This is a genomic window from Kitasatospora sp. NPDC059160 (assembly GCF_042755465.1).
Lineage (GTDB): Bacteria > Actinomycetota > Actinomycetes > Streptomycetales > Streptomycetaceae > Kitasatospora.
The window spans coordinates 25,552-44,345 of sequence record NZ_JBHZCN010000081.1; the positions used below are offsets into that span (position 1 = coordinate 25,552).

At 73.2% G+C, this 18,794-nt stretch carries 13 protein-coding genes; 8 read left to right on the plus strand and 5 right to left on the minus strand.

Annotated features, from left to right (window positions below; all coding sequences use genetic code 11):
- Positions 1-144: 144 nt before the first annotated feature.
- Genes ACFXOZ_RS29785 through ACFXOZ_RS29795 form a run of 3 tightly spaced genes read left to right on the plus strand, consistent with a single transcriptional unit; the run spans position 145 to position 6,172 of the window.
- Positions 145-3,393, plus strand: a complete 3,249-nt coding sequence (locus ACFXOZ_RS29785; RefSeq protein WP_380593325.1) for an amino acid adenylation domain-containing protein — start codon at positions 145-147, stop codon at positions 3,391-3,393.
- Entirely contained in the window at positions 3,390-4,607 is a 1,218-nt protein-coding gene (locus tag ACFXOZ_RS29790) for an NAD(P)/FAD-dependent oxidoreductase (protein WP_380530116.1), read from the plus strand. The genes ACFXOZ_RS29785 and ACFXOZ_RS29790 overlap by 4 nt, the downstream gene beginning before the upstream one ends.
- A gap of 23 nt (positions 4,608-4,630) precedes the next feature.
- Positions 4,631-6,172 carry an AMP-binding protein gene (locus ACFXOZ_RS29795; protein WP_380593326.1) on the plus strand — a complete coding sequence of 514 codons (1,542 nt, stop codon included), beginning with the start codon at positions 4,631-4,633 and terminating at the stop codon, positions 6,170-6,172.
- Positions 6,173-6,254: 82 nt separating this feature from the next.
- On the opposite strand, the gene tgmC is transcribed toward ACFXOZ_RS29795, so the two are convergent.
- Genes tgmC through tgmA form a run of 3 tightly spaced genes read right to left on the minus strand, consistent with a single transcriptional unit; the run spans position 6,255 to position 8,655 of the window.
- Complete coding sequence (tgmC, locus tag ACFXOZ_RS29800) at positions 6,255-7,403, minus strand: ATP-grasp peptide maturase system methyltransferase (protein ID WP_380593327.1); 1,149 nt, start codon at positions 7,401-7,403, stop codon at positions 6,255-6,257.
- Complete coding sequence (tgmB, locus tag ACFXOZ_RS29805) at positions 7,400-8,347, minus strand: ATP-grasp ribosomal peptide maturase (RefSeq protein WP_380593328.1); 948 nt, start codon at positions 8,345-8,347, stop codon at positions 7,400-7,402. Before tgmB ends, tgmC begins: the two co-directional genes overlap by 4 nt.
- Positions 8,344-8,655: a putative ATP-grasp-modified RiPP gene (gene tgmA / locus ACFXOZ_RS29810; protein WP_380593329.1), complete on the minus strand. Its 312-nt coding sequence runs from the start codon at positions 8,653-8,655 to the stop codon at positions 8,344-8,346. The genes tgmB and tgmA overlap by 4 nt, the downstream gene beginning before the upstream one ends.
- A gap of 222 nt (positions 8,656-8,877) precedes the next feature.
- On the opposite strand from tgmA, the gene ACFXOZ_RS29815 reads away from it, so the two are divergent.
- On the plus strand, positions 8,878-9,957 hold the full coding sequence (locus ACFXOZ_RS29815) for an XRE family transcriptional regulator (RefSeq protein ID WP_380593330.1): 1,080 nt from the start codon (positions 8,878-8,880) through the stop codon (positions 9,955-9,957).
- Positions 9,957-10,541, plus strand: coding sequence for an HD family hydrolase (locus tag ACFXOZ_RS29820; RefSeq protein WP_375890515.1), 585 nt, complete (start codon positions 9,957-9,959; stop codon positions 10,539-10,541). Before ACFXOZ_RS29815 ends, ACFXOZ_RS29820 begins: the two co-directional genes overlap by 1 nt.
- Positions 10,542-10,586: 45 nt before the next feature.
- On the opposite strand, the gene ACFXOZ_RS29825 is transcribed toward ACFXOZ_RS29820, so the two are convergent.
- Both ACFXOZ_RS29825 and ACFXOZ_RS29830 read right to left on the minus strand, forming a co-directional pair.
- Positions 10,587-12,947, minus strand: coding sequence for a non-ribosomal peptide synthetase (locus ACFXOZ_RS29825; RefSeq protein ID WP_380593331.1), 2,361 nt, complete (start codon positions 12,945-12,947; stop codon positions 10,587-10,589).
- A complete protein-coding gene (locus tag ACFXOZ_RS29830; protein WP_375890511.1) occupies positions 12,944-14,323 on the minus strand; it encodes a condensation domain-containing protein in 1,380 nt (459 codons plus the stop codon). The genes ACFXOZ_RS29825 and ACFXOZ_RS29830 overlap by 4 nt, the downstream gene beginning before the upstream one ends.
- Positions 14,324-14,615: 292 nt before the next feature.
- Here ACFXOZ_RS29830 and ACFXOZ_RS29835 point away from each other — a divergent pair, with 292 nt between their 5' ends.
- From ACFXOZ_RS29835 to ACFXOZ_RS29845, 3 genes are all read left to right on the plus strand, one after another.
- Positions 14,616-17,045 (plus strand): amino acid adenylation domain-containing protein, encoded by a 2,430-nt coding sequence (locus ACFXOZ_RS29835; protein ID WP_380593332.1) that lies wholly within the window; start codon positions 14,616-14,618, stop codon positions 17,043-17,045.
- A gap of 14 nt (positions 17,046-17,059) precedes the next feature.
- Entirely contained in the window at positions 17,060-18,448 is a 1,389-nt protein-coding gene (gene glyA / locus ACFXOZ_RS29840) for a serine hydroxymethyltransferase (RefSeq protein ID WP_380527725.1), read from the plus strand.
- Positions 18,449-18,523: 75 nt separating this feature from the next.
- Complete coding sequence (locus ACFXOZ_RS29845) at positions 18,524-18,745, plus strand: MbtH family protein (RefSeq protein ID WP_375890505.1); 222 nt, start codon at positions 18,524-18,526, stop codon at positions 18,743-18,745.
- The last annotated feature ends 49 nt before the right edge of the window (positions 18,746-18,794 follow it).

An 18,794-nucleotide genomic window follows, 5' to 3' on the forward strand; every position in this document is an offset into this window, starting at 1 on the left:
CAGGAACGTCAGCATACAGGCGGGAAATGGCTCGGCAAGGGGCAAGATCTTGCCTCGCCCGTAAGGGATTTGACCTCTGTCATGATCGCATCGAGTAGGGTAGTCTCGCGGCATCTTGCAGTGATGAGAGCGGGGGATCAACCCATGCCCGAGCGTGTCGTTCCGATCTCGCCGCAACAGCGCAGGCTGTGGCTCCTGCACAGCCTGCATCCGCGGCTCCCGCTCTACAACGGCCCGGTGGCGCACGAGATCAGGGGGGGACTCGATGTCCCCGCACTGGAACAGTCAATCCGTGCACTGATATCCCGGCACGCCGCGCTGCGGACCGGATTTTCCGTGGTCGACGACCAGCCCGTGCAAGTGGTCGTGGACCACCTGGAGTTCAGCCTTCCCGTGCACGACCTGAGGGGGGACCCCGATTCCCTCCGGGCCCGGGTGCGGGAGGCCGCCGCGGAGCCGTTCGACCTGGAGCGCCCCGGAGTCTTCGACTTCCGACTGTTCCGGTCGGCGGACGCGGAGTGGACGCTGCTCCTGAACCTGCACCACATCGTCACCGACGGCTGGTCGAACGCGGTGATCGCCGCCGAGATCGGCCGCGGCTACGCGGAGGTGCTGGCCGGGCGCCCGCCGGTCGCGGGGGAGGCCGGGCACGACTACGCCGAGTACGGCGCCGCGCTGGCCCGGCGGCTCGCCGACGGCCTGGCGGAGCGCCAACTCTCCTACTGGGCCGATCACCTGGCCGGCGCCCCCGACCTGCTGCGACTCCCGCTGGACCGGCCCCGGCCGGCCCGCCAGCGGTTCCGCGGCGAACTGCTGGACTTCGCGCTGGACGCCGGCCTCGCCGAGCGGGTGCGGCAGACCGCGGCCCGGCACCGCACCACCGACTACGTGGTGCTGCTGGCCGCCTTCACCCTGCTGATGCACGCCTACAGCGGGGAGCGCGACGTGGTGGTGGGCGCGCCCGTCACCAACCGGGACGACTCCGCCCTCGACGAGACGATCGGATTCTTCGTCAACATCCTTCCGCTGCGCAGCCGGAGCCGGCGCGGGGAGAGCTTCTCGGAGTATCTCCAACGCTGCCGCGCCACCTTCATCGGGGGATTCCGCAACCAGTCGGTGCCTTTCGACGAAATCGTCAAGGTGACGGACAGTCAGGGTGCGGTCAGCCACTCGCCGCTGGTTCAGGCGGTATTCGGATACCACCAGGAGTCCCCGGCCCCCCTCCCGCTGGAGGGCCTGCGGACGAGCCGCTGGAACGTCCCGACCGGATTCGTCCAGACCGACCTGGAGTTCGACCTCGCACGAGCCGCGGACGGTTCCGTGGCCGGTGTCATCGCCTATGACAGCGACCTGTTCGACGAAGCCACCGTCGCCCGGCTCGGTGCGAATTACCGCGCCCTGCTGGAGGGGGCGTTGGCCGATCCGCAGGCACCGCTGGCCCGTATCGAACTGCGTTCCGCGGCGGAAATCCGGCTCGACCGGGAGGTGAACGGAACCACCGCCGAGTTCCCGGCCGACGCCTGCCTGCACGAGCTGTTCGAGGCGCAGGCGGCGCGCACCCCGGACGACGTCGCGGTGGTCTCCGAAACGGCCCGGCTCAGCTACCGCGAGCTGGACGAGCGGGCCGAGGCGCTCGCCCGGGAGCTGCGGGCGCGCGGCGTCGGCCCCGAGCACGCGGTCGGCATCTGCCTGGAGCGCTCGGCGGAGATGGTGGTGGGGCTGCTCGGCATCCTCAAGGCCGGCGGCGCCTACCTGCCGCTGGACCCGGCCAGCCCGCCGGCCCGGATCCGGCAGATCCTGGCCGACGCGGGCGCTCCGGTGCTGCTGGCGGCGCGGGCCCTGGCCGAGGAGGTCGACGCGGCCTCGGTCGGCGCGGTGACCGTCGACCCGGTGGACCTCGACCTCGCGGACCTCGACCCGGCGGACCTCGATTCCGCGGCGGTGCCCGGCGCGCCGGCCGGAGGCCCCCGTCCGCACCCCGAGAACCTGGTCTCCGTCTACTACACCTCCGGCTCCACCGGCATGCCCAAGGGCGTGGCCAGCCGGCACCGCGGCTGGGTCAACCGGATGGTCTGGATGCAGCGCAAGCACCGGTTGGCCCGGGGCGAGACGGTGCTCCACAAGACCACGCTGACCTTCGACGACGCCGCCCTGGAGATCTTCTGGCCGCTCTCGGTCGGCGGCCGGGTGGCCGTGCTCGAACCGGGCCGCCACCGGGACCCGGTGGCGGTGCTGGAGGCCGCCACCCGGTACGAGTCGGTGTACCTCCAGGTCGTCCCGAGCATGCTGAACGCGGTGCTCGACCTGGTGGAGCAGGTGCCCGAGCGGGTGCCGCCGCTGCTGCGCAACACCACCTCCAGCGGGGAGGCGCTCACCCCGTCGACGGTCGAGCGCTTCCACCGGCTGATGCCGGGCGCGCTGCACAACACCTGGGGCGCCACCGAGGTGTCCATCGACTCGACCTGCCACACCTGCGGCCCGGCCGACGGCAGCGCCACCGGAGCGGTCAACCTGGGCCGCCCGTTCGACAACAACACCGTGCACGTGCTGGACGACGAACTGCGGCCGGTACCGGTCGGCGTGGTCGGCGACCTCTACATCGGCGGCCTCGGCCTGGCCCGCGGCTACCTCAACGACCCGGCCCGCACCGCCGGTGCCTTCCTGCCCGACCCGTTCCGCCCCGGAGAGCGGCTCTACCGCACCGGCGACCAGGGCCTGCTGCACCCCGACGGCGGCTTCCGCTTCGTCGGGCGCAGCGACCACCAGGTCAAGATCCGCGGCATGCGGGTCGAACTCGGCGAGATCGAGACGGCGCTGCTCGGCCACCCGCAGGTGAAGGAGGCCGTGGTGGTGATCGCGGCGCAGGGCCCGGCGCAGCGGCTGGTGGCCTTCGTCACCGCCGTCGACCCGGCCGACCCGCCGACCCTCGACGCGGTCCGCGAACACGCCAAGGAGTGGCTGCCGCAGTACATGATCCCCGCCCAGCTGGTGGTCGAGCGGGCCTTCCCGCTGAACGCCAACGGCAAGGTGGACCGCAAGGCGCTCACGGTGCCCGAGCCGCCGGCCGGTTCGCAGGCCTCCGGCGGCGAGGCGCCGCGCACGCCCTCCGAGCAGTTCGTCGCCGGGGTGTGGCGGGAACTGCTCGGGGTGGAGCGGATCGGCGCCGAGGACGGCTTCTTCATGCTCGGCGGGCACTCGCTGATCGCCACCCGGTTCACCGCGCGGGTGCGCCAACGGCTCGGCGTGGAGTTCCCGCTCGTCACGCTCTACTCGGAGCCGACGGTCCGGGCCACGGCGCGGACGCTGGAGGAGCTGGTCGCGGAGAAGCTGGCCGCCGCCCAGGCGCAGCCGCCCACGGAGGCGCAGGCGCAGCCCGCCGGGGCCGAGCGGTGAGCGGCGGCTGGGACGCCGTGGTGGTGGGCGCCCGGGTCGCGGGCGCCGCCACCGCCCTGCTGCTGGCCCGGGCCGGCCGCAAGGTGCTGCTGATCGACCGGGCCGCCTTCCCCTCGGACACCATGTCCACCCTGTTCATCCACCAGCCGGGCGTGGCCAAGCTCTCCGAGTGGGGCGTCCTCCCGGCACTGCTGGACTCCGGCTGCCCGGTGCTGGACACCATCAGCTACGAGGTCGGCGGCGTCCGGCTGGCCGCCCCGGCGCCGGTGATGCCGGGTGCCCCGGCCGCCTTCGCCCCGCGCCGCCAGGTGCTGGACCAGCTGCTGGTCGACGCGGCCGTCAAGGCGGGCGTCGAGTTCGTCGACCGGGCCAACCTCCAGGAGCTGGTGCACTCCGACGGCCGGGTCACCGGCGTCCGCTTCCGTACCGCCACCGGTGTGCGCACCGAGTACGCCCGGCTGGTGGTCGGGGCCGACGGGATGCGCTCCCGGGTGGCCCAACTCGTGGACGCGCCAATGGAGGTGAGCGACCCGCGGGCCAGCTGCGTCTACTACACCGCCTGGACGGGCATCAGCACCGGCTTCGGCTTCCACGAGAGCCCCGGCAACTGGATCGTCCGGATCCCCACCCACGACGACATCACCCTGATCTCAACCTACTTCCCGCAGGACCGCTTCGCCGAGGTCAAGCAGGACCCGTTCCGCCACCACCTGGCGGCCGTCCGCTCCACCGCGCCGGAGCTGTACCAGCAGGTCGCCGAGGCCGACCAGGTCGAGGCGATCATCGGCACCGGCGACCAGCAGAACTACTTCCGCCGCGGGCACGGCCCCGGCTGGGTGCTGGTCGGCGACGCCGGGCACCACCTGGACACCATCAGCGCCCGCGGCATCACCAACGCCCTGCTCCAGGCCGCCTTCCTGGCCGAGGAGCTGGCGGTGGGGACGGCCGACCCGGTCCGGCTGGACGCCGCGCTCGCCCGGTTCACCCGCCGCCGGGACGAGGAGCTGACCGAGCCGTACCAGAGCACCCTGGAGCTGGCCAGGCTCACCGTGACGCCGTCCCGGCTGGAGATGCTGCGCACCATCGCGGCCTCGCCCGAGCTGACCGGCCGCTACTTCGCCGTCGTCGCGGGCATGCTCGGCATCGACGAACTCTTCGACGACGACGCGCTGTTCGACGACTTCGACGACTTCGACGACGAAGACCAGTTCTGACCCCCTTTATCAGGAGGAACCGCATGAGTCCCGCTCCACTCTCGCTCTGGGGCGGCGAGTCCCACCCGCCCTGCCTGCTGGCCGCGTTCGAGGAGCAGGCCCTCGCCACGCCCGGCGCGACCGCCGTGGTCGACGGCGAGCTCAGCCTCACCTACGGCGAGCTGCTGGCCCGGGTCAAGGGCATCGCCGACGGCCTGGCCGCCGCCGGGATCGGCCCGGAGGACCGGGTCGCCGTCACCGGCCGGCGCAGCGCCGCCGTGGTGGCCGCGCTGCTGGGCACGATGTGGGCGGGCGCCACCTACCTCCCGCTGGACAGCGAGTACCCGGCGGCGCGGCTGGCCCACATGCTCAAGGACAGCGGCGCCGGCCTGGTGCTGTACGCGGACGCGCCGCCGGAGTTCGAGGTGCCGGTGCCCGCCCTGCCGATCGCCGGCCTGCCGACCGCCGGCACGGCCGCGAAGGTGGACTGCCGCCCCGAGCTGTGGACGTACATCATCTACACCTCCGGCTCCACCGGCCTGCCCAAGGGCGTGTCCGTGCCGCACAGCTGCCTGGACGTGATGGCCGACTGGCAGCGCAGCCACTCCGTCCGCCGGGACCTGCGCACCGGCCAGTTCGCCCCGCTCAACTTCGACGTCTCCTTCCAGGAGGTGCTCGGCACCCTGGGCGGCGGCGGCACGCTCGTGGTGGTGCCGGAGGAGCTGCGGCAGGACCCCTTCGAACTGCTGGAGTGGCTGGGGGAGAACCGGATCGAGCGGCTCTTCCTGCCGTACGTCGCCCTGCAGATGCTCGCCGTGGCGGCGGCCGAGGAGGAGTCGCTGGAGCACCTGGCGCTCGCCGAGGTCAACGCGGCCGGCGAGCAGCTGGTCTGCACCCCGGACATCCGCGAGCTGTTCGCCCGGCTGCCGGGGTGTCGGCTGAACAACCACTACGGGCAGAGCGAGTCGGCGATGGTGACGGCCCACACCCTGACCGGCCCCAGCGCCTCCTGGCCCGCGCTGCCGCCGATCGGCGTGCCGCTGCCGGGCTGCGAGCTGCTGATCGACCCGCTGGACGCGGCCGAGCCGAACGTGGGCGAACTGCTGGTGGCCGGCGCGCCCTTGTCGCCCGGCTACCTCAACCAGCCGGAGCTGAACGCCAAGCGCTTCGTCACCGTCGACCCGACCCCGCAGGGGCACACCGCGGCCTTCCGCACCGGCGACCTGGTCCGGCTGGAGGACGGCGCCGTGACCTTCCTGGCCCGCCGGGACAAGGACGTCAAGATCCGCGGCTACCGGGTCAACCTGCTGGAGATCGAGGTACGGCTGCTGGACCTGCCGACCGTCTCCGCCGCGGTCTGCGTCGCCCTCGACGACGGCCAGGGCTCCCGCTCCCTGCACTGCGCGGTGACTGTCGACGCGGGCGCCGCCCCGCTGGACCCGGCCCTGGCGGCGGACGAACTCCGCCGCCACCTCCCGGACCCGTACATCCCCCGCACCTTCACCACCGTCGCCACCCTGCCCCGCACCCACAGCGGCAAGGTCGACCGCGACGCGGTGGCCCGCACGCTCGCCGAGCGGCACTGAACGTCCGACCGAGAGGAGGGGCCGTCCTGCGCTGGACGGCTCCTCCCCGGTGCCGTGACACGAGTTCCCTCAGCGGCCGGTCTCAGCCCGCGCACCTCGGCCACGTGATGGCCTGGCCCTCCGGCGTGACGAGGATCCCGAAGGCCTCCAGCCCCGGGGACCCGTCGGTCAGCCACCGTGTCAGGTGCTCCTCGATGTCGTCCCAGAGCCGGGCCGGCCCGCCCTGGCGGACGGTCCACCGGTTCCCCTCCCGGGTGAGAGCGGCCCATGCACCGGCCTCGACATCGATGATGACGGGCCGCTCCTGGCCGCCGCCGACGCCGAGCATGACCCTCTGAGCTCGGGGAGCCGCGATCTGGGAGACGAAGCGGGCCGTCCAGTCGCGCAGGACGTCGGGCCCGTGGACGGCGGCGCGCTCGTCCCCGGCGTCCAGGTCGGGCAGCATGCCGAGTCGCGGCGGCAGTTGGGGGCGGGCGAGCATGAACGAGATCTGCCCCCCGAGGAAGCCGCCGTGTGCGGTGCCGTCCTCGCTCACCGTGAGCCGGGCGAGCTCCGAGGAGTACATCCAGCCGCACACGGTGGCCAGGATGATCCCGCCCGGTCGGGTCTGCTCGATCCAGGCGGGCGGGATCGTGAGGACACCGCAGGTGGAGATGACCCGGTCGAACCGATGGCCTCCGGCGACGCCGGCCAGGGCGTCGCCGACGACGAGCTCGGGGAAGAACCCGCAAGCTCCCAACGACACGCCGGCCCGTGCGGACACCTCCGGATCGACCTCGACGGAGACGATCTTCTCCTCGCCCAGCCGGTGGCAGCCCAGCGCGGTCGAGTAGCCGGTGCCGGTGCCCGCTTCGAGAACCCGGTGGCCGTCCTCGACCCGGAGCTCCTCCCACATGCGCACCACCAGGTTCGGCATGGTGCTGGAGGACGTCGGGGTCCGCATGATCTCGCCCCGCAGGTCGCCGGGCACGATCGTCCCGGCGACCTGGGTGACCAGGGACTCGTCCCGGTAGCACTGTTCGAGCCAGCCCGGTGCGTCCGGCATGACGGGACGCCAGGCGGTCGGCGCGGAGCCGGGGACGGCGTCGAACCATCCGCCGCGCAGGAACGCCTCACGGGGCACGGCCTCCACGGCCTCGCGCCACGGCCCGGTCCTCAGGGCTCCGAGCTCGGCCAGGCTGTCGGCGAGCGCCCGGCGCAAGGGGGCGCTGTCGCCGGCGGTCCGGGTCATCCGGTCCTCCTCTCCAACAGGTCGGCCATCGCCGCGAGCATCGGCAGGCCGGTCTCGGGCTCCAGCCAGTACCACTGGCCGGACGGATTGCACTCCAGGAACCACCATCGACCCTGCCGGTCCACCGCGAAGTCGAAAGCACCGAAGACCAGCCCGAAGCGAGCGAGGTAGGTGTGCAGGGCCTCGCTGATACCGGAAGGCAGCGCGACGACGGAGTAGGTGAGCTTGCTGTAGTCGGTCCGCCAGTCCAGCAGGTCACAGTCGATCCGCACGGGAAAGACCTGGTCGCCGATGACGGTGACGCGGACGTTCGCCTGCTTGTCGATGCGCTGCTGGAACAGATGGGCGGTGCCGGCCACCGAGCCGTCGATCTCGTCCGCGGTGACCTCCGCCACCTCGACGGTGCACGAGACACCACCGACGCGGTAGAGCGGCGCGGACAACGGCTTGTGGATCACCGCACCGTGGCGCCTGATGAACTCCCTCGCGGCATCGGGCTCCGAGGTGACCAGCGTCGGTGGGACCCGGAAGCCGGCGGCGGCTGCTGCGGCGAGCCCGGAGGGCTTGAACTCGGCGTCGCCGATCCGGTGCGGGTGGTTGACGTACAGACAGCCGGGCAGGGACGCCAGGACACCGCCAAGGCCGTATCGGGCCTGGGCGACGGCGAAGCGGGCGTCCTGCCCGTCCAGCGGGAACGTGAATCCGGACGGACGCCTGTAGTACAGCGACCGGACCGCCGACAGGTCGGCGGTCCGGGAGGGCGTCGTGATCGAGCCCTCGACGCCGGCGGAGGTGATCGTGGCCGCGACCGACAAGGCATGGGGGAAGTCCCCGGAGTCGAGCCGCACGACCGGGACACCCCGGTCGTGCAGCTCGACGATCACCAAGTCGGCCGTGGGGTCGTCCTTGACGGTGACGACCAACACCGGGCCGACGGCGGTCACTGGTCTCCGTCGTTCCCCGTGTCCTGGTCGCCACCACCGGCCCCGCCACCGCTGGAACCGTCGGACGGGTTGCCGGTGTTGGTGGGCGGGTTGGTGCCGGTGCTGGTGCCGTGGCCGGGCATCTCCATCACGGCCCCGGTGGCGTCGAAGTAGCGGCCGGCCTGGGTGGCCGGGTCGATCTCCACCCGGGCGTACCCGGGCGAGAACGTTGGGTACGGTGCCATCCTGCGCACGCCCCACGGCACGGGGGTGGCGACGCCGACAGGCAGCGGACTTCCGGTGGGAAGCCGGTCGGAGTGAGCGAACATCAGGCTGTACCTCCTCGTAGATGATGCTGATGGCCGTGCTGGTGGCGCCGGGCCTCCCGACCGGCTCCGGAACGATCACCTCGGCGGGCTCCGTCGTCATGGTCACAGTCCCGGTCGGTATCGAAGTGGTGACGTTGTGTCATTTCGACTGTAGGGCGGACCAGACGGAGGTAGGACTGACCGGCAGTACGTATTGGGTGCCGTCCGGAAGGAGTGCACGCTGTGACCGGAACCCTCGCCGGGTTCGTGCTGCGCCTCTGCCGGGAGTCCGCCGGGCACACGCAGAGTGGGATGGCTGAGATTCTGGTCGTGGATCTGGCGACAGTTCAGGGCTGGGAGTCGGGCCGTCGGCCGCTGGCGAACATGAAGGCGGGGGCCCTTCTGGAACTGCGGCGCAAACTGCCCGTACTCGGTGCGGATACCGTGCTGGTGGCGCTGCTGGACCCGGCGATGGACGCGGACCGGATCATCGCCGCTGCGCTCGATCCCCCGCGTGACGCTCTGCTTCACCCGCTCGCCGGGTGGGTGCACGATCGGGCCGTGGCACACATGATCGGCTGGGCGATACAGGGAACACCACCTCCGGTGGTTTCTGCTCGGCCGCTTGCTTCTCGGCGCGGCGCGGCACCGAAGTCCCCGATGCTGACGGCCGTGGATCGGCAGCAGCTTTTCGCTCACCTGCGTCAGGTTGCCGAGGAGTCACATCGGGCCGGGACGGCAGCGCCCCTGTTGCGGCGCCAGGCCCTCTACCTCACCAGCTACGACCGGACGCCGGAGGCCCGGGCCTGGACCGCGCACACCCTCTACCGGGGTCGGGGAGTGCTGGGACTGCGGGGTTGGTCGGAACGGTGGGCGGAGGCCCGGTCCATGGCGACCGCGCTGGCGAGGCAGGGCGACCAGCAACCACTGATCGACTTCATCGAACGAGCGCTCGTCGACGACGACGAGGGCGAGGTCGCGAACCTCAACTACTGGGCGCACTGGCTCGGCGCGGGCAGCGGACAGCAGGCGGACGACCGGTTCATGGCCGATCGCAACCTGTCCGGTCTGGACCCGGTGCGCCTGTTCCGGCTGCTGGTGCGCGGCGTTGACGAGGCCCCGACCTACGCCGAGCTGTATGCGCACACCCTGTGGGCGCTGCTGCGCCTCCATCCGTGGCTGCCTCTGGCGGCTCCGGACACCGCCGGTTTGCTGGCCTCGCAGTCGGAAAGGCTGCTCGATGGCGCCGGCCCGGTCCTATCCTCAAGATCTCGGCGTGAGTTCGCCGCTGTGCACGAGCAATCCGTACGAAGGAGTACCTGATGGCAGAGGACATCACCGCCGAGGCCGCGGCCGGTACGGCGACCTTCGTGGCGGAGATGGGGGTGCTCAAGCGGGTGCGCCGTACTGGCTGGTGGCACGCCGGGGTGCGGGATCCGGAGTCGATCGCTGAGCACTCCTGGCGCACGTCGGTGATCGCGGCGGTGCTGGCGATGATGGAGGGCGCCGACCCGGCGAAGGCATCACTCCTTGCGACGTTCCACGACAGCCAGGAGACCCGGATCGGGGACATTCCGCACATCGGTCGGCGGTACCTCTCGGCGTCCCCCAACGAGACGGTCACCGCGGACCAGGTGGCGACCGCGCACCCGGCGGTGCGGGCAGGTGTGCAGCGGATCGTGGAGGAGTACGAGCAGGGTGACAGCCTGGAGGTGATCTGCGCCCACGACGCGGACAAGCTGGAGTGCCTGGTGCAGGCCGTGGAGTACCGGGAGTCCGGGTACCCCCATGTTCAGCCGTGGATCGACTCCAGCCTGGCCAAGTTGAAGACGGCGTCCGCGCAGGCCTTGGCGGAGGCGGCGTTGACCATGACGACGCTGGAGTGGCGGGAGACCTATCTGCGCTGATTCAGACAGGACGGAGGCCCGCCCCGGCGAGGCGGGCCTCTGTCGTCAGCGCAGGGAGGGGCGCTTGCTGGTGCCGCGGCGTTGGGTGACGATGGCGGCGACTGCGGCTACGGTGTCCGCCGTGATCAGGTCGGCGACCTTCAGTGCGGTGCCGAAGCGGCGGTTCAACCGGCCGACGACCTGGATGGCGGCGAGGGAGTTGCCGCCGAGGTCGCTGAACGAATCTGCGGCGCCGGGGAGTTCGGGCAGGCCCAGCACCTCGTGCCAGGTTTCGCCGACGGCGGTGCGGACGGCCGGGTCGGAGTCGGGTACCGGCGCTGCGGCCTCGGCGGCGAGGCGTTCGAGCTCCGGGCGGGCGATCTTGCCGTTCTGGTTGACCGGGAGCTCGGCGAGGGCGAACACCCGGGCCGGGACCATGCTTTCCGGCAGCCGCTCGCGCAGGTGGGCGCGGAGGTCCTCGACGGAGGCCTGGCCCGCTACGGACACGTAGGCGGCCAGCGACTGGGCGATGCCCGCCGAGTCGCGCACCGGCACCACGACGGCGTCCGCCACCGCCGGGTGCTCGCGCAGGCAGGACTGGATCTCGCCGAGCTCGATCCGCACCCCGCCGATCTTCACCTGGTGGTCGACCCGGCCGATCAGCTCCAGTTCGCCGTCCGCGCGCAGCCGGGCCAGGTCGCCGGTGCGGTAGAGCCGGGCGCCGGGGACGGCGGAGAACGGGTCGGGCAGGAAGCGCTCGGCGGTGAAGGCGGGCCGGTCCTGGTAGCCCCAGCCGACGCCGAGCCCGCCGAGGAACAGCTCGCCGAGCTGGTCCACGGCCGCCGGTGCGCCGAAGGCGTCCAGCACGTGGGCGCTCTGGTTGGTCATCGGCCGCCCGTACGGGACGGAGCGCCAGCGCGGGTCGACGGCGGCCACGTCGTAGTAGGTGCTGTCCACGGAGACCTCGGTGGCGCCGCCCAGGCTGATGAACCGGGCCTGCGGGAAGGCCGCGCGGACGGCGTCGGGCTGGGCCAGCGGGATCCAGTCCCCGCCCAGCAGGAAGGCCCGCAGCGCGCCGGTGCGGCCGGTGCCCCAGGTGCGCAGGAATTGGGCCAGCGAGGACGGGACGGAGTGCCAGACGGTGATCCCGGCGTGCTCGACCAGCTCGGCCCAGTGCTCGACGTCGTTCTCCCGGCCGCGCTCCGGCAGGACGAGCGTGGCGCCGGTCATCAGCGCGGCGAACACGTCGTACACCGTCATGTCGAAGCTCGGCGAGGAGACGCCGAGGATCCGGTCGCCGGGGCCCAGCTCGTAGCGGGCGCTGAGGTCCAGGATCATGCTGGTCCGGCCGACGTGGTCGAGCAGGGCGCCCTTCGGCTCGCCGGAGGAGCCGGAGGTGAAGATCACGTAGGCGAGGTCGCGGCCGGTCACCGGCACCGACGGCAGCGAACCGGCCGGGGCGGCCGGCAGCTCCTCGACCGGGCCGAGGACGATCAGCGGCACCCCCGTGCTGCTGTCGGCGCCGTTCGCGGCGCCCAGGGCGTCGGCGACCACCACGTCGACCCGGCCGAGGCGGTGCAGCACCTCGCGGCGGTGGGCGGGCAGCATCGGGTCCAGCGGGACGAAGGCGGCTCCGGTCTTCAAGGCCGCGTACGCCGCCACCACCAGCTCCGCGCTGCGGGTCGCGGCCACCCCGACCCGCCCGCCGACCCCCACGCCGAGGGCGGCGATCCGGGCGGCCAGGGCCTCGGCCTTGGCGTCCAGTTCGCCGTAGGTCAGGCTGAGCCCGCCCTGCACCACGGCGATCCGCTCGGGGGCCTCGGCGGCCCGCCGGGCCACCCGCTGGTGCAGGCAGACCGGTTCGGTCAGCGGCGGCCCGGGCCGGTTGACCTCGGCGACCAGCTCGCGCTCGGCGGGGGTGAGGTGGTCGACCAGGTCGATCCGCTGCCCGTCGGGGGCGGTCAGGAAGGCGGCCAGGTGCGCGGCGACCCGGTCCAGGGCGTGCGCGTCGTCCGGCCGGGCGGTGGCCCGCACGCGTAGCGTCCAGCCGCCGTCAGGGGCCGGGGTGAGGGCGAACACGGCGGGGGAGGAGTCCGGGTGGACGGACAGCTCCAACGGGCGCCCGTCCGGGAACCCCTCGCAGTGCCGGGCCAGGGCGGCCCGGCAGGCCGCCAGGGTGGGCGCGGATGATCCGGTTCCGGCCAGTTCGGCGGGCTCGATCCGCCAGGCCGTCCACTCCTGCTGCCCCTCGGCGCGGCCCCACACGGTGACCGGCCGCAGGCCGCCGTAGCGCAGCACCAGCGCGCCCAGTCCGGCGGCGAGGTCCGCGGGCGCGGCGGCCGGCAGGCCGGTCAGCGGCCCGGACTCGACGGCCTCGGGCCGGTCACCCCACAGCACCGGGAGGACGGGGTCGGCGTGCTCGGTCATGAGGAGGCTCCCTGGTGGGGTTCGTGACGGGTGTACGGGGCCGCGGCCAGCAGGTCGGAGCCGCGGGCGCCCGGGCGCTCCAGCGCGGCCCGGAGCAGGGCCTGCAGCTGTTCGGCCAGGCCGGCCGCCCAGGCCGGGTCGAAGGCCTCGGTGGAGTACTCGATGCTGAGCAGGAAGTCCGGGCCGTCCTCGATGAAGGTCACCGTGGCGTCGAAGGCGTGCCGCCCGGGATAGAGGTCGACGTCCTCGCAGCTGACACCGGGCAGCTCCGGGCGCCCGGGGGCGCTGCCGCCGGTGCGCAGCTGGAGGGTGACCTGCGCGAGCGGGTTGCGGCCCGGGCGGCGGGCCGGGGCGAGCCGGCGCACCACGGCGCCGAACGGCACCTCGTGGTCGATGGCGGCCAGGGTCGCGGCGTTCAGCCGGGCGGCGAGCTGCTCGACGGTGGGGTCGTCGGCGAGGTCCGCCCGCAGCACCACCATGTTGACGAAGTAGCCGATCAGCGGTTCGAGTTCCGGCTCGCCGCGGCCGGCGAACAGGGTGGCGAAGGCGGTGTCGGGGCGGCCGGTGCGCTCGGTCAGGGCGAGCGAGAACGCCGCGCCGAGCAGCGGGAACAGCGAGAGCCGGGCGGCCCGGGCCCGTTCGGTCAGCGCCCGGTGCAGCTCCGGGTCGAGCCGGACCACCAGCCGGTCGGCGGCGAAGGACGGGCGCCGGGGGCGGCTGCGCCCCGCCGCCAGGTCGACGGCCGGGAGGTCGCGCAGGGCGGCCTCCCAGTGGCCGAGCAGCTCCTCCAGCTCCGGCCCCTGGAAGCACTCCCGCTGCCACCGGGCGTACCGCCGGTACGGCACCGGCAGTTCGGGCAGCACCGCCTCCGGGTCCTTGCCGGCCAGCAGTGCCGCGTACCCGGCGGACAGTTCGTCGGTGAGCACCCGCAAGGACCAGCCGTCGGTGGCGATGTGATGCATCACCAGGCTGAGCACATGCTCCTCGGGGCCGAGCCGGAACAGCCGGAGCCGGAACGGCCGACCCGCCGCCAGGTCGAAGGGCTCACGCGCCTCCCGGTGCAGGGCGTCCGCCAGCTCGGCCCCGTCGGCGACCTCGCACAGCGGCAACTCGGCCTCGCCGGGCGGCAGCACCAGCTGGTACGGGTCGCCGTCGTCCGCGCGGAAGGCGGTGCGCAGCACCTCCTGCCGGCGCACCACCAGGGTCAGCGCCCCCCGCAGCAGTTCGGGCCGCAGCGGGCCGCGCAGCCGGAAGGCCAGCGGGACGTGGTAGGCGGCGGTGCCGGGTACCAGTTGCTCGAACATCCACAGCGCCTCCTGGCCGGAGGACAGTTCGTACCGCTCGGCCGGGTCGGCCGCGCCGACGGAACCGGGCATCGTGCTCCCATCGAAGTGTCGGAACGTCGGGGGCGAGGTCGGAAGGTGGCGGGGGTGGCGCGGAGCCGCCCGCAATGCCTCGGCCGCGCCGGGAGGGAGTGCGCCGGCGGGCGGGCGATCATCGGTCCAGTCTGTCAGCCGTACGCACTCTGCGGAAGATCCTCCCCGGGGGTGGGCCGGAAAGTCCCCGGAAAAGTCCAACGGGAAAGGCAGTTGGTTGTCATACCTCGGCCGGTGCGGTATCCCTTGATCTCGAACCTGTCCGGTGCATGCTCACTTCCGGGAGTCGCGAATGACCGGCACACACGTGGCCGGCGGCCTCGTCACGACGGCGGCCGTGGGCCTGGTGCGGTTGCCGTGCGACCGGTGGCTCGCCAATCATCCGACCGAACGCGGCAGTTCGCGTACGCATCCGGTTCCGGAACCGGTCCTGGAGCGATTCCTGGGCCTGGCGGAGGAACCCGGCGGCGGCGCGGACGCGGTGCTCGCGGCCGTGCTCGCGGTCCTGCTGCACCACTACGCGGGCCAGCAGGACGTCGAGTTGACGCTGGACGGGCCCGGGTCGGTGCGGATCTCGGTCGACGAGGACGCCGACCTGCGCGGGGTCCGGCAGCAGGTGGAGCGTCAAGTCGCCGGAGCGAGCGGCCCGGTGGACGGGGCCGAGGTCCCGCTGACCGTCAGGCTGGGCCAGGCCGGCCCCGGCGCCCTGCTGGAGGCCGCGTACGACCCGGCGCTGCTCGACGAGGCCACCGCCGCCCGGGTGCTGGAGCACACGGCCCGGCTGCTGGCCGCGCTGGTCGCCGACCCCGACGGAGCGGTCCGCCGGGCCCGGTTCGGCTCGCCGCAGGAGCGCGAGCGGATCCTCACCGAGTGGAACGGCGACGGCACCCGGACGCCGTACCCGGATTCGACCGTGGTGGCGGCCTTCGAGGAGCAGGCGCGGGCGACCCCGGCCGCGCCCGCGGTGGAGTTCGAGGACGAGGTGCTCAGCTACGCCGAACTCGACCGGCGGGCCGCCCTGGTGAGCCGCCGACTGACCGCGGGCGCGGGCTCCGGCTTCGTCGGGATCCACCTGGAGCGCTCGGTCGAGCTGGTGGTGGCGATCCTCGGGGTGCTCAAGGCCGGGCTCGCCTACGTGCCGCTCGATCCCGAACTCCCCGCCGACCGGGTGCGGTACATGGTCGAGGACTCCGGCGCCGCCACCGTGCTCTGCCGCCCCGAGGACGTCGAGGCGCTCGCCGGGCCCGGTGTCACCGCCCTGACCGTCCAGGAGGCCGTCCGGGAGGGCGCGCAGGCGCCGGAGGCCGGACGCCCGGAGATCACCGGCGACACCCCCGTCTACCTGATCTACACCTCGGGCTCCACCGGCCGCCCCAAGGGCGTGCTGAACCGCCACGCGGGCGTGTTCAACACCGTCCACTGGCGGCGCCGGCGCTTCCCGCTCGGCCCGGACGACCGGGTGCTGCAGAAGACCCCGTTCGGATTCGACGTCTCGGCCTGGGAGTTCCTCTGGCCGCTGGTCTCCGGCGCCTGCCTGGTGGTCGCCCGCCCGGGCGGGCACCGGGACACCCGCTACCTCAAGCGGACCGTCCGGGACCGGGGCGTCACCGTGATCCACTTCGTGCCCTCCATGCTGGACGCCTTCCTGGAGGAGGACGACCTGGCCGGGCACTGCGCCGGCCTGCGGCTGGTCTTCGCCAGCGGCGAGGCGCTCACCCCGACCACCGTCCGGGCCTTCTTCCGGCAGCTGGACTGCGAACTGCACAACCTCTACGGGCCCACCGAGGCCTCCATCGAGGTCTCGCACTGGCAGGCCGCGCCGGACTTCGCCGGGCGGGACGTGCCGATCGGCCGCCCGATCGCCAACACCGGCCTGTACGTCGTGGACGAGCGGCTCGAACCGGTGCCGGTCGGCGTGGCGGGCGAGCTGTGCATCGGCGGCGTCCAGGTCGCGCTCGGCTACCACCGGCAGCCGGAACTGACCCGGGAGCGGTTCGTCGCCGACCCCTTCGCCCCGGGCGGGCGGCTGTACCGCACCGGCGACCTCGCCCGGTACCGCACCGACGGGCAGATCGAGTACCTCGGGCGGCTGGACGACCAGGTCAAGATCAGCGGCTTCCGGATCGAACTCGGCGAGATCGAGACCGTGTTGCGCGCCCAGCCGGGTGTCGGGCAGGCCGCGGTGCTCCCGGTCGGGGAGGACGATGCCCGGCGGCTGGCCGCCTTCGTGGTGCCCGCCGGGCCGGGCGCCTTCGACCCGGAGAAGTGCCGCTCCGCGCTGTCCGAGGTGCTGCCCGCCTACATGGTGCCCAAGCAGTTCACCGAGCTGGCGGCACTGCCCACCTCGACGAACGGCAAGCTCGACCGCCGTGCGCTGGCCGGCCCGGCCCAGGCCGCCCCCGCTGCCGCCGTTCCCGCCCCCGCCCCCGCCGCCGTCCCCGCTCTCACCCCCGCCCCCGCCGACGGCGCCGGGGACGCGAAGGGCGCCGAGGACACCGGGTCCGACCTGGAGAGCACCCTGCGCGCGCTGTTCGCCCAGTCGCTGGGCATCGCCGAGGTCGGCCCGCACGAGGACTACTTCGAGCTGGGCGGCCACTCGCTGGCCGCCGTCAAGCTGGCGACCCGGATCCGGGCCGCCCTCGGGGTGGACCTCGACGTCTGGACCCTGTTCGACTTTCCCACCGTGGCCGAGTTGGCACGCGAACTCGCCCGGCCGCTCTGACGAAGGACGGTCCCATGTCAGTTTCACCCGCCCCCGGCCGCGCCCCGGAGGACGCGGACGAGACCGAGGACACCGTGCGCGACCTGCTGGTCGCCGGTGCCGAGAAGCTCGCCGCCGACGACCCGGAGCTCCACCGGGTGCTGGCCCGTGAGCAGGCCCGGCAGAACGCCACCCTGTCGCTGGTGGCCTCCTCCAGCGTGGTCGACCCCTCGGTGCTGGCCGCCCAGGCCTCGACCGCGGTCAACGTGACCGCGGAGGGCTACCCGGGCCGCCGCTACCACGCCGGCTGCGGCGTCATCGACGACATCGAGAGCCTGGCGATCGAGCGCGCCAAGAGCGTCTTCGGCGCCCGCTACGCCAACGTCCAGGCGCACTCGGCGACCACCGCCAACTACGCGGTGCTGTCCGCCCTGTTGAACCCCGGGGACACCCTGCTGGGGATGAACCTGGCCGAGGGCGGCCACCTCACCCACGGCAGCCCCGCCGCGTACGCCGGACAGTACTTCGACGCCGTCGGGTACGGGCTGGACGCGGACGGGCTGATCGACTACGGCCAGGTGGCCGAGCTTGCCCGGGAGCACCGGCCCCGGGTGATCATCTGCGGGGCCACCGCCTACAGCCGGATCGTCGACTTCGCCCGCTTCCGGGCCATCGCCGACGAGGTCGGCGCCTACCTGATGGCCGACATCTCGCACGTCGCCGGACTGGTCGCGACCGGCCTGCACCCGAGCCCGGTCGACCACGCCCACATCACCACCGCCTGCACCCACAAGCAGCTGTTCGGCCCGCGCGGCGGCCTGATCCTGGTCGGCCGGGACCACGACGCCCCGGCGCCCAAGGGCAACGGCGACCTCGGCACCTTCCTGAACCGCGCGATCTTCCCGTACTACCAGGGCGCGCCCGCGCTCAACAGCATCGCGGCCAAGGCCCGCGCCCTCGCGATCGTGGCGACCCCGGCCTTCGCGGCCACCACCGAGCGGATCGTCTCCTTCTCCCGCGGCATGGCGGCCGAACTCGGCCGGCGCGGCTACCCGATCGTCTCCGGCGGGACGGACAACCACACCGTCCTGGTCGACCTGCGGACCCGCGGCCTCAGCGGCCTGGTGGCCGAGGAGGCGCTGGAGGAGTGCGGGATGGTGGTCAACAAGAACCGGGTGCCCGGCGACACCACCCCGCCGCTGGTCGGCGGCGGCGTGCGGCTGGGCTCCAACAGCGCCGCGCACCGCGGGATGTCCGGGGCGGAGGCGGGGCGCTGCGCCGAGCTGATCGACACCGTGCTGTCCGCCGTCACGCCGCTCGGGCCGCGCAGCTACGAACTGCCCGACGACGTCCGCTACTCGGTCGCCTCCCAGGTCGCCGAACTGGCGGCCAAGTTCCCCCTGCCCGGCTACGCCACCGCCTAGGCCCCGCCTAGGCCCCGCCCAGGCTCTGCCCAGGCCCGGCCCAGGTCCCACCCAGGCCCCAACGGAAGGACGAACATGAGCGAGCCCGACGACGACCGCCGGTACCTGGTGGTCCTCAACGACGAGGAGCAGTACTCCGTCTGGCCGGCCGACCGGGAGGTCCCGGCCGGCTGGCGGGCGGAGGGCTTCGAGGGGACCCGCCAGGCGTGCCTGGAGCACGTCTCCGAGGTGTGGACCGACATGCGCCCGCGCAGCCTGCGGCGGGCCATGGAGGGCAGCCAGGGCAGCAAGGGCTGACCTGCGGCCCGGCCGCGAACGCCGGAGGCCCGGGGTGGTGGTTCACCAC

Coding starts and splice junctions, on each gene's coding strand:
- ACFXOZ_RS29785 (WP_380593325.1), top strand. CDS start 145: ATGCCCGAGCGTGTCGTTCCGATCTCGCCGCAACAGCGCAGGCTGTGG.
- ACFXOZ_RS29795 (WP_380593326.1), top strand. CDS start 4,631: ATGAGTCCCGCTCCACTCTCGCTCTGGGGCGGCGAGTCCCACCCGCCC.
- tgmC (WP_380593327.1), bottom strand. CDS start 7,403: ATGACCCGGACCGCCGGCGACAGCGCCCCCTTGCGCCGGGCGCTCGCC.
- tgmA (WP_380593329.1), bottom strand. CDS start 8,655: ATGTTCGCTCACTCCGACCGGCTTCCCACCGGAAGTCCGCTGCCTGTC.
- ACFXOZ_RS29820 (WP_375890515.1), top strand. CDS start 9,957: ATGGCAGAGGACATCACCGCCGAGGCCGCGGCCGGTACGGCGACCTTC.
- ACFXOZ_RS29825 (WP_380593331.1), bottom strand. CDS start 12,947: ATGACCGAGCACGCCGACCCCGTCCTCCCGGTGCTGTGGGGTGACCGG.
- ACFXOZ_RS29830 (WP_375890511.1), bottom strand. CDS start 14,323: ATGCCCGGTTCCGTCGGCGCGGCCGACCCGGCCGAGCGGTACGAACTG.
- ACFXOZ_RS29835 (WP_380593332.1), top strand. CDS start 14,616: ATGACCGGCACACACGTGGCCGGCGGCCTCGTCACGACGGCGGCCGTG.
- glyA (WP_380527725.1), top strand. CDS start 17,060: ATGTCAGTTTCACCCGCCCCCGGCCGCGCCCCGGAGGACGCGGACGAG.
- ACFXOZ_RS29845 (WP_375890505.1), top strand. CDS start 18,524: ATGAGCGAGCCCGACGACGACCGCCGGTACCTGGTGGTCCTCAACGAC.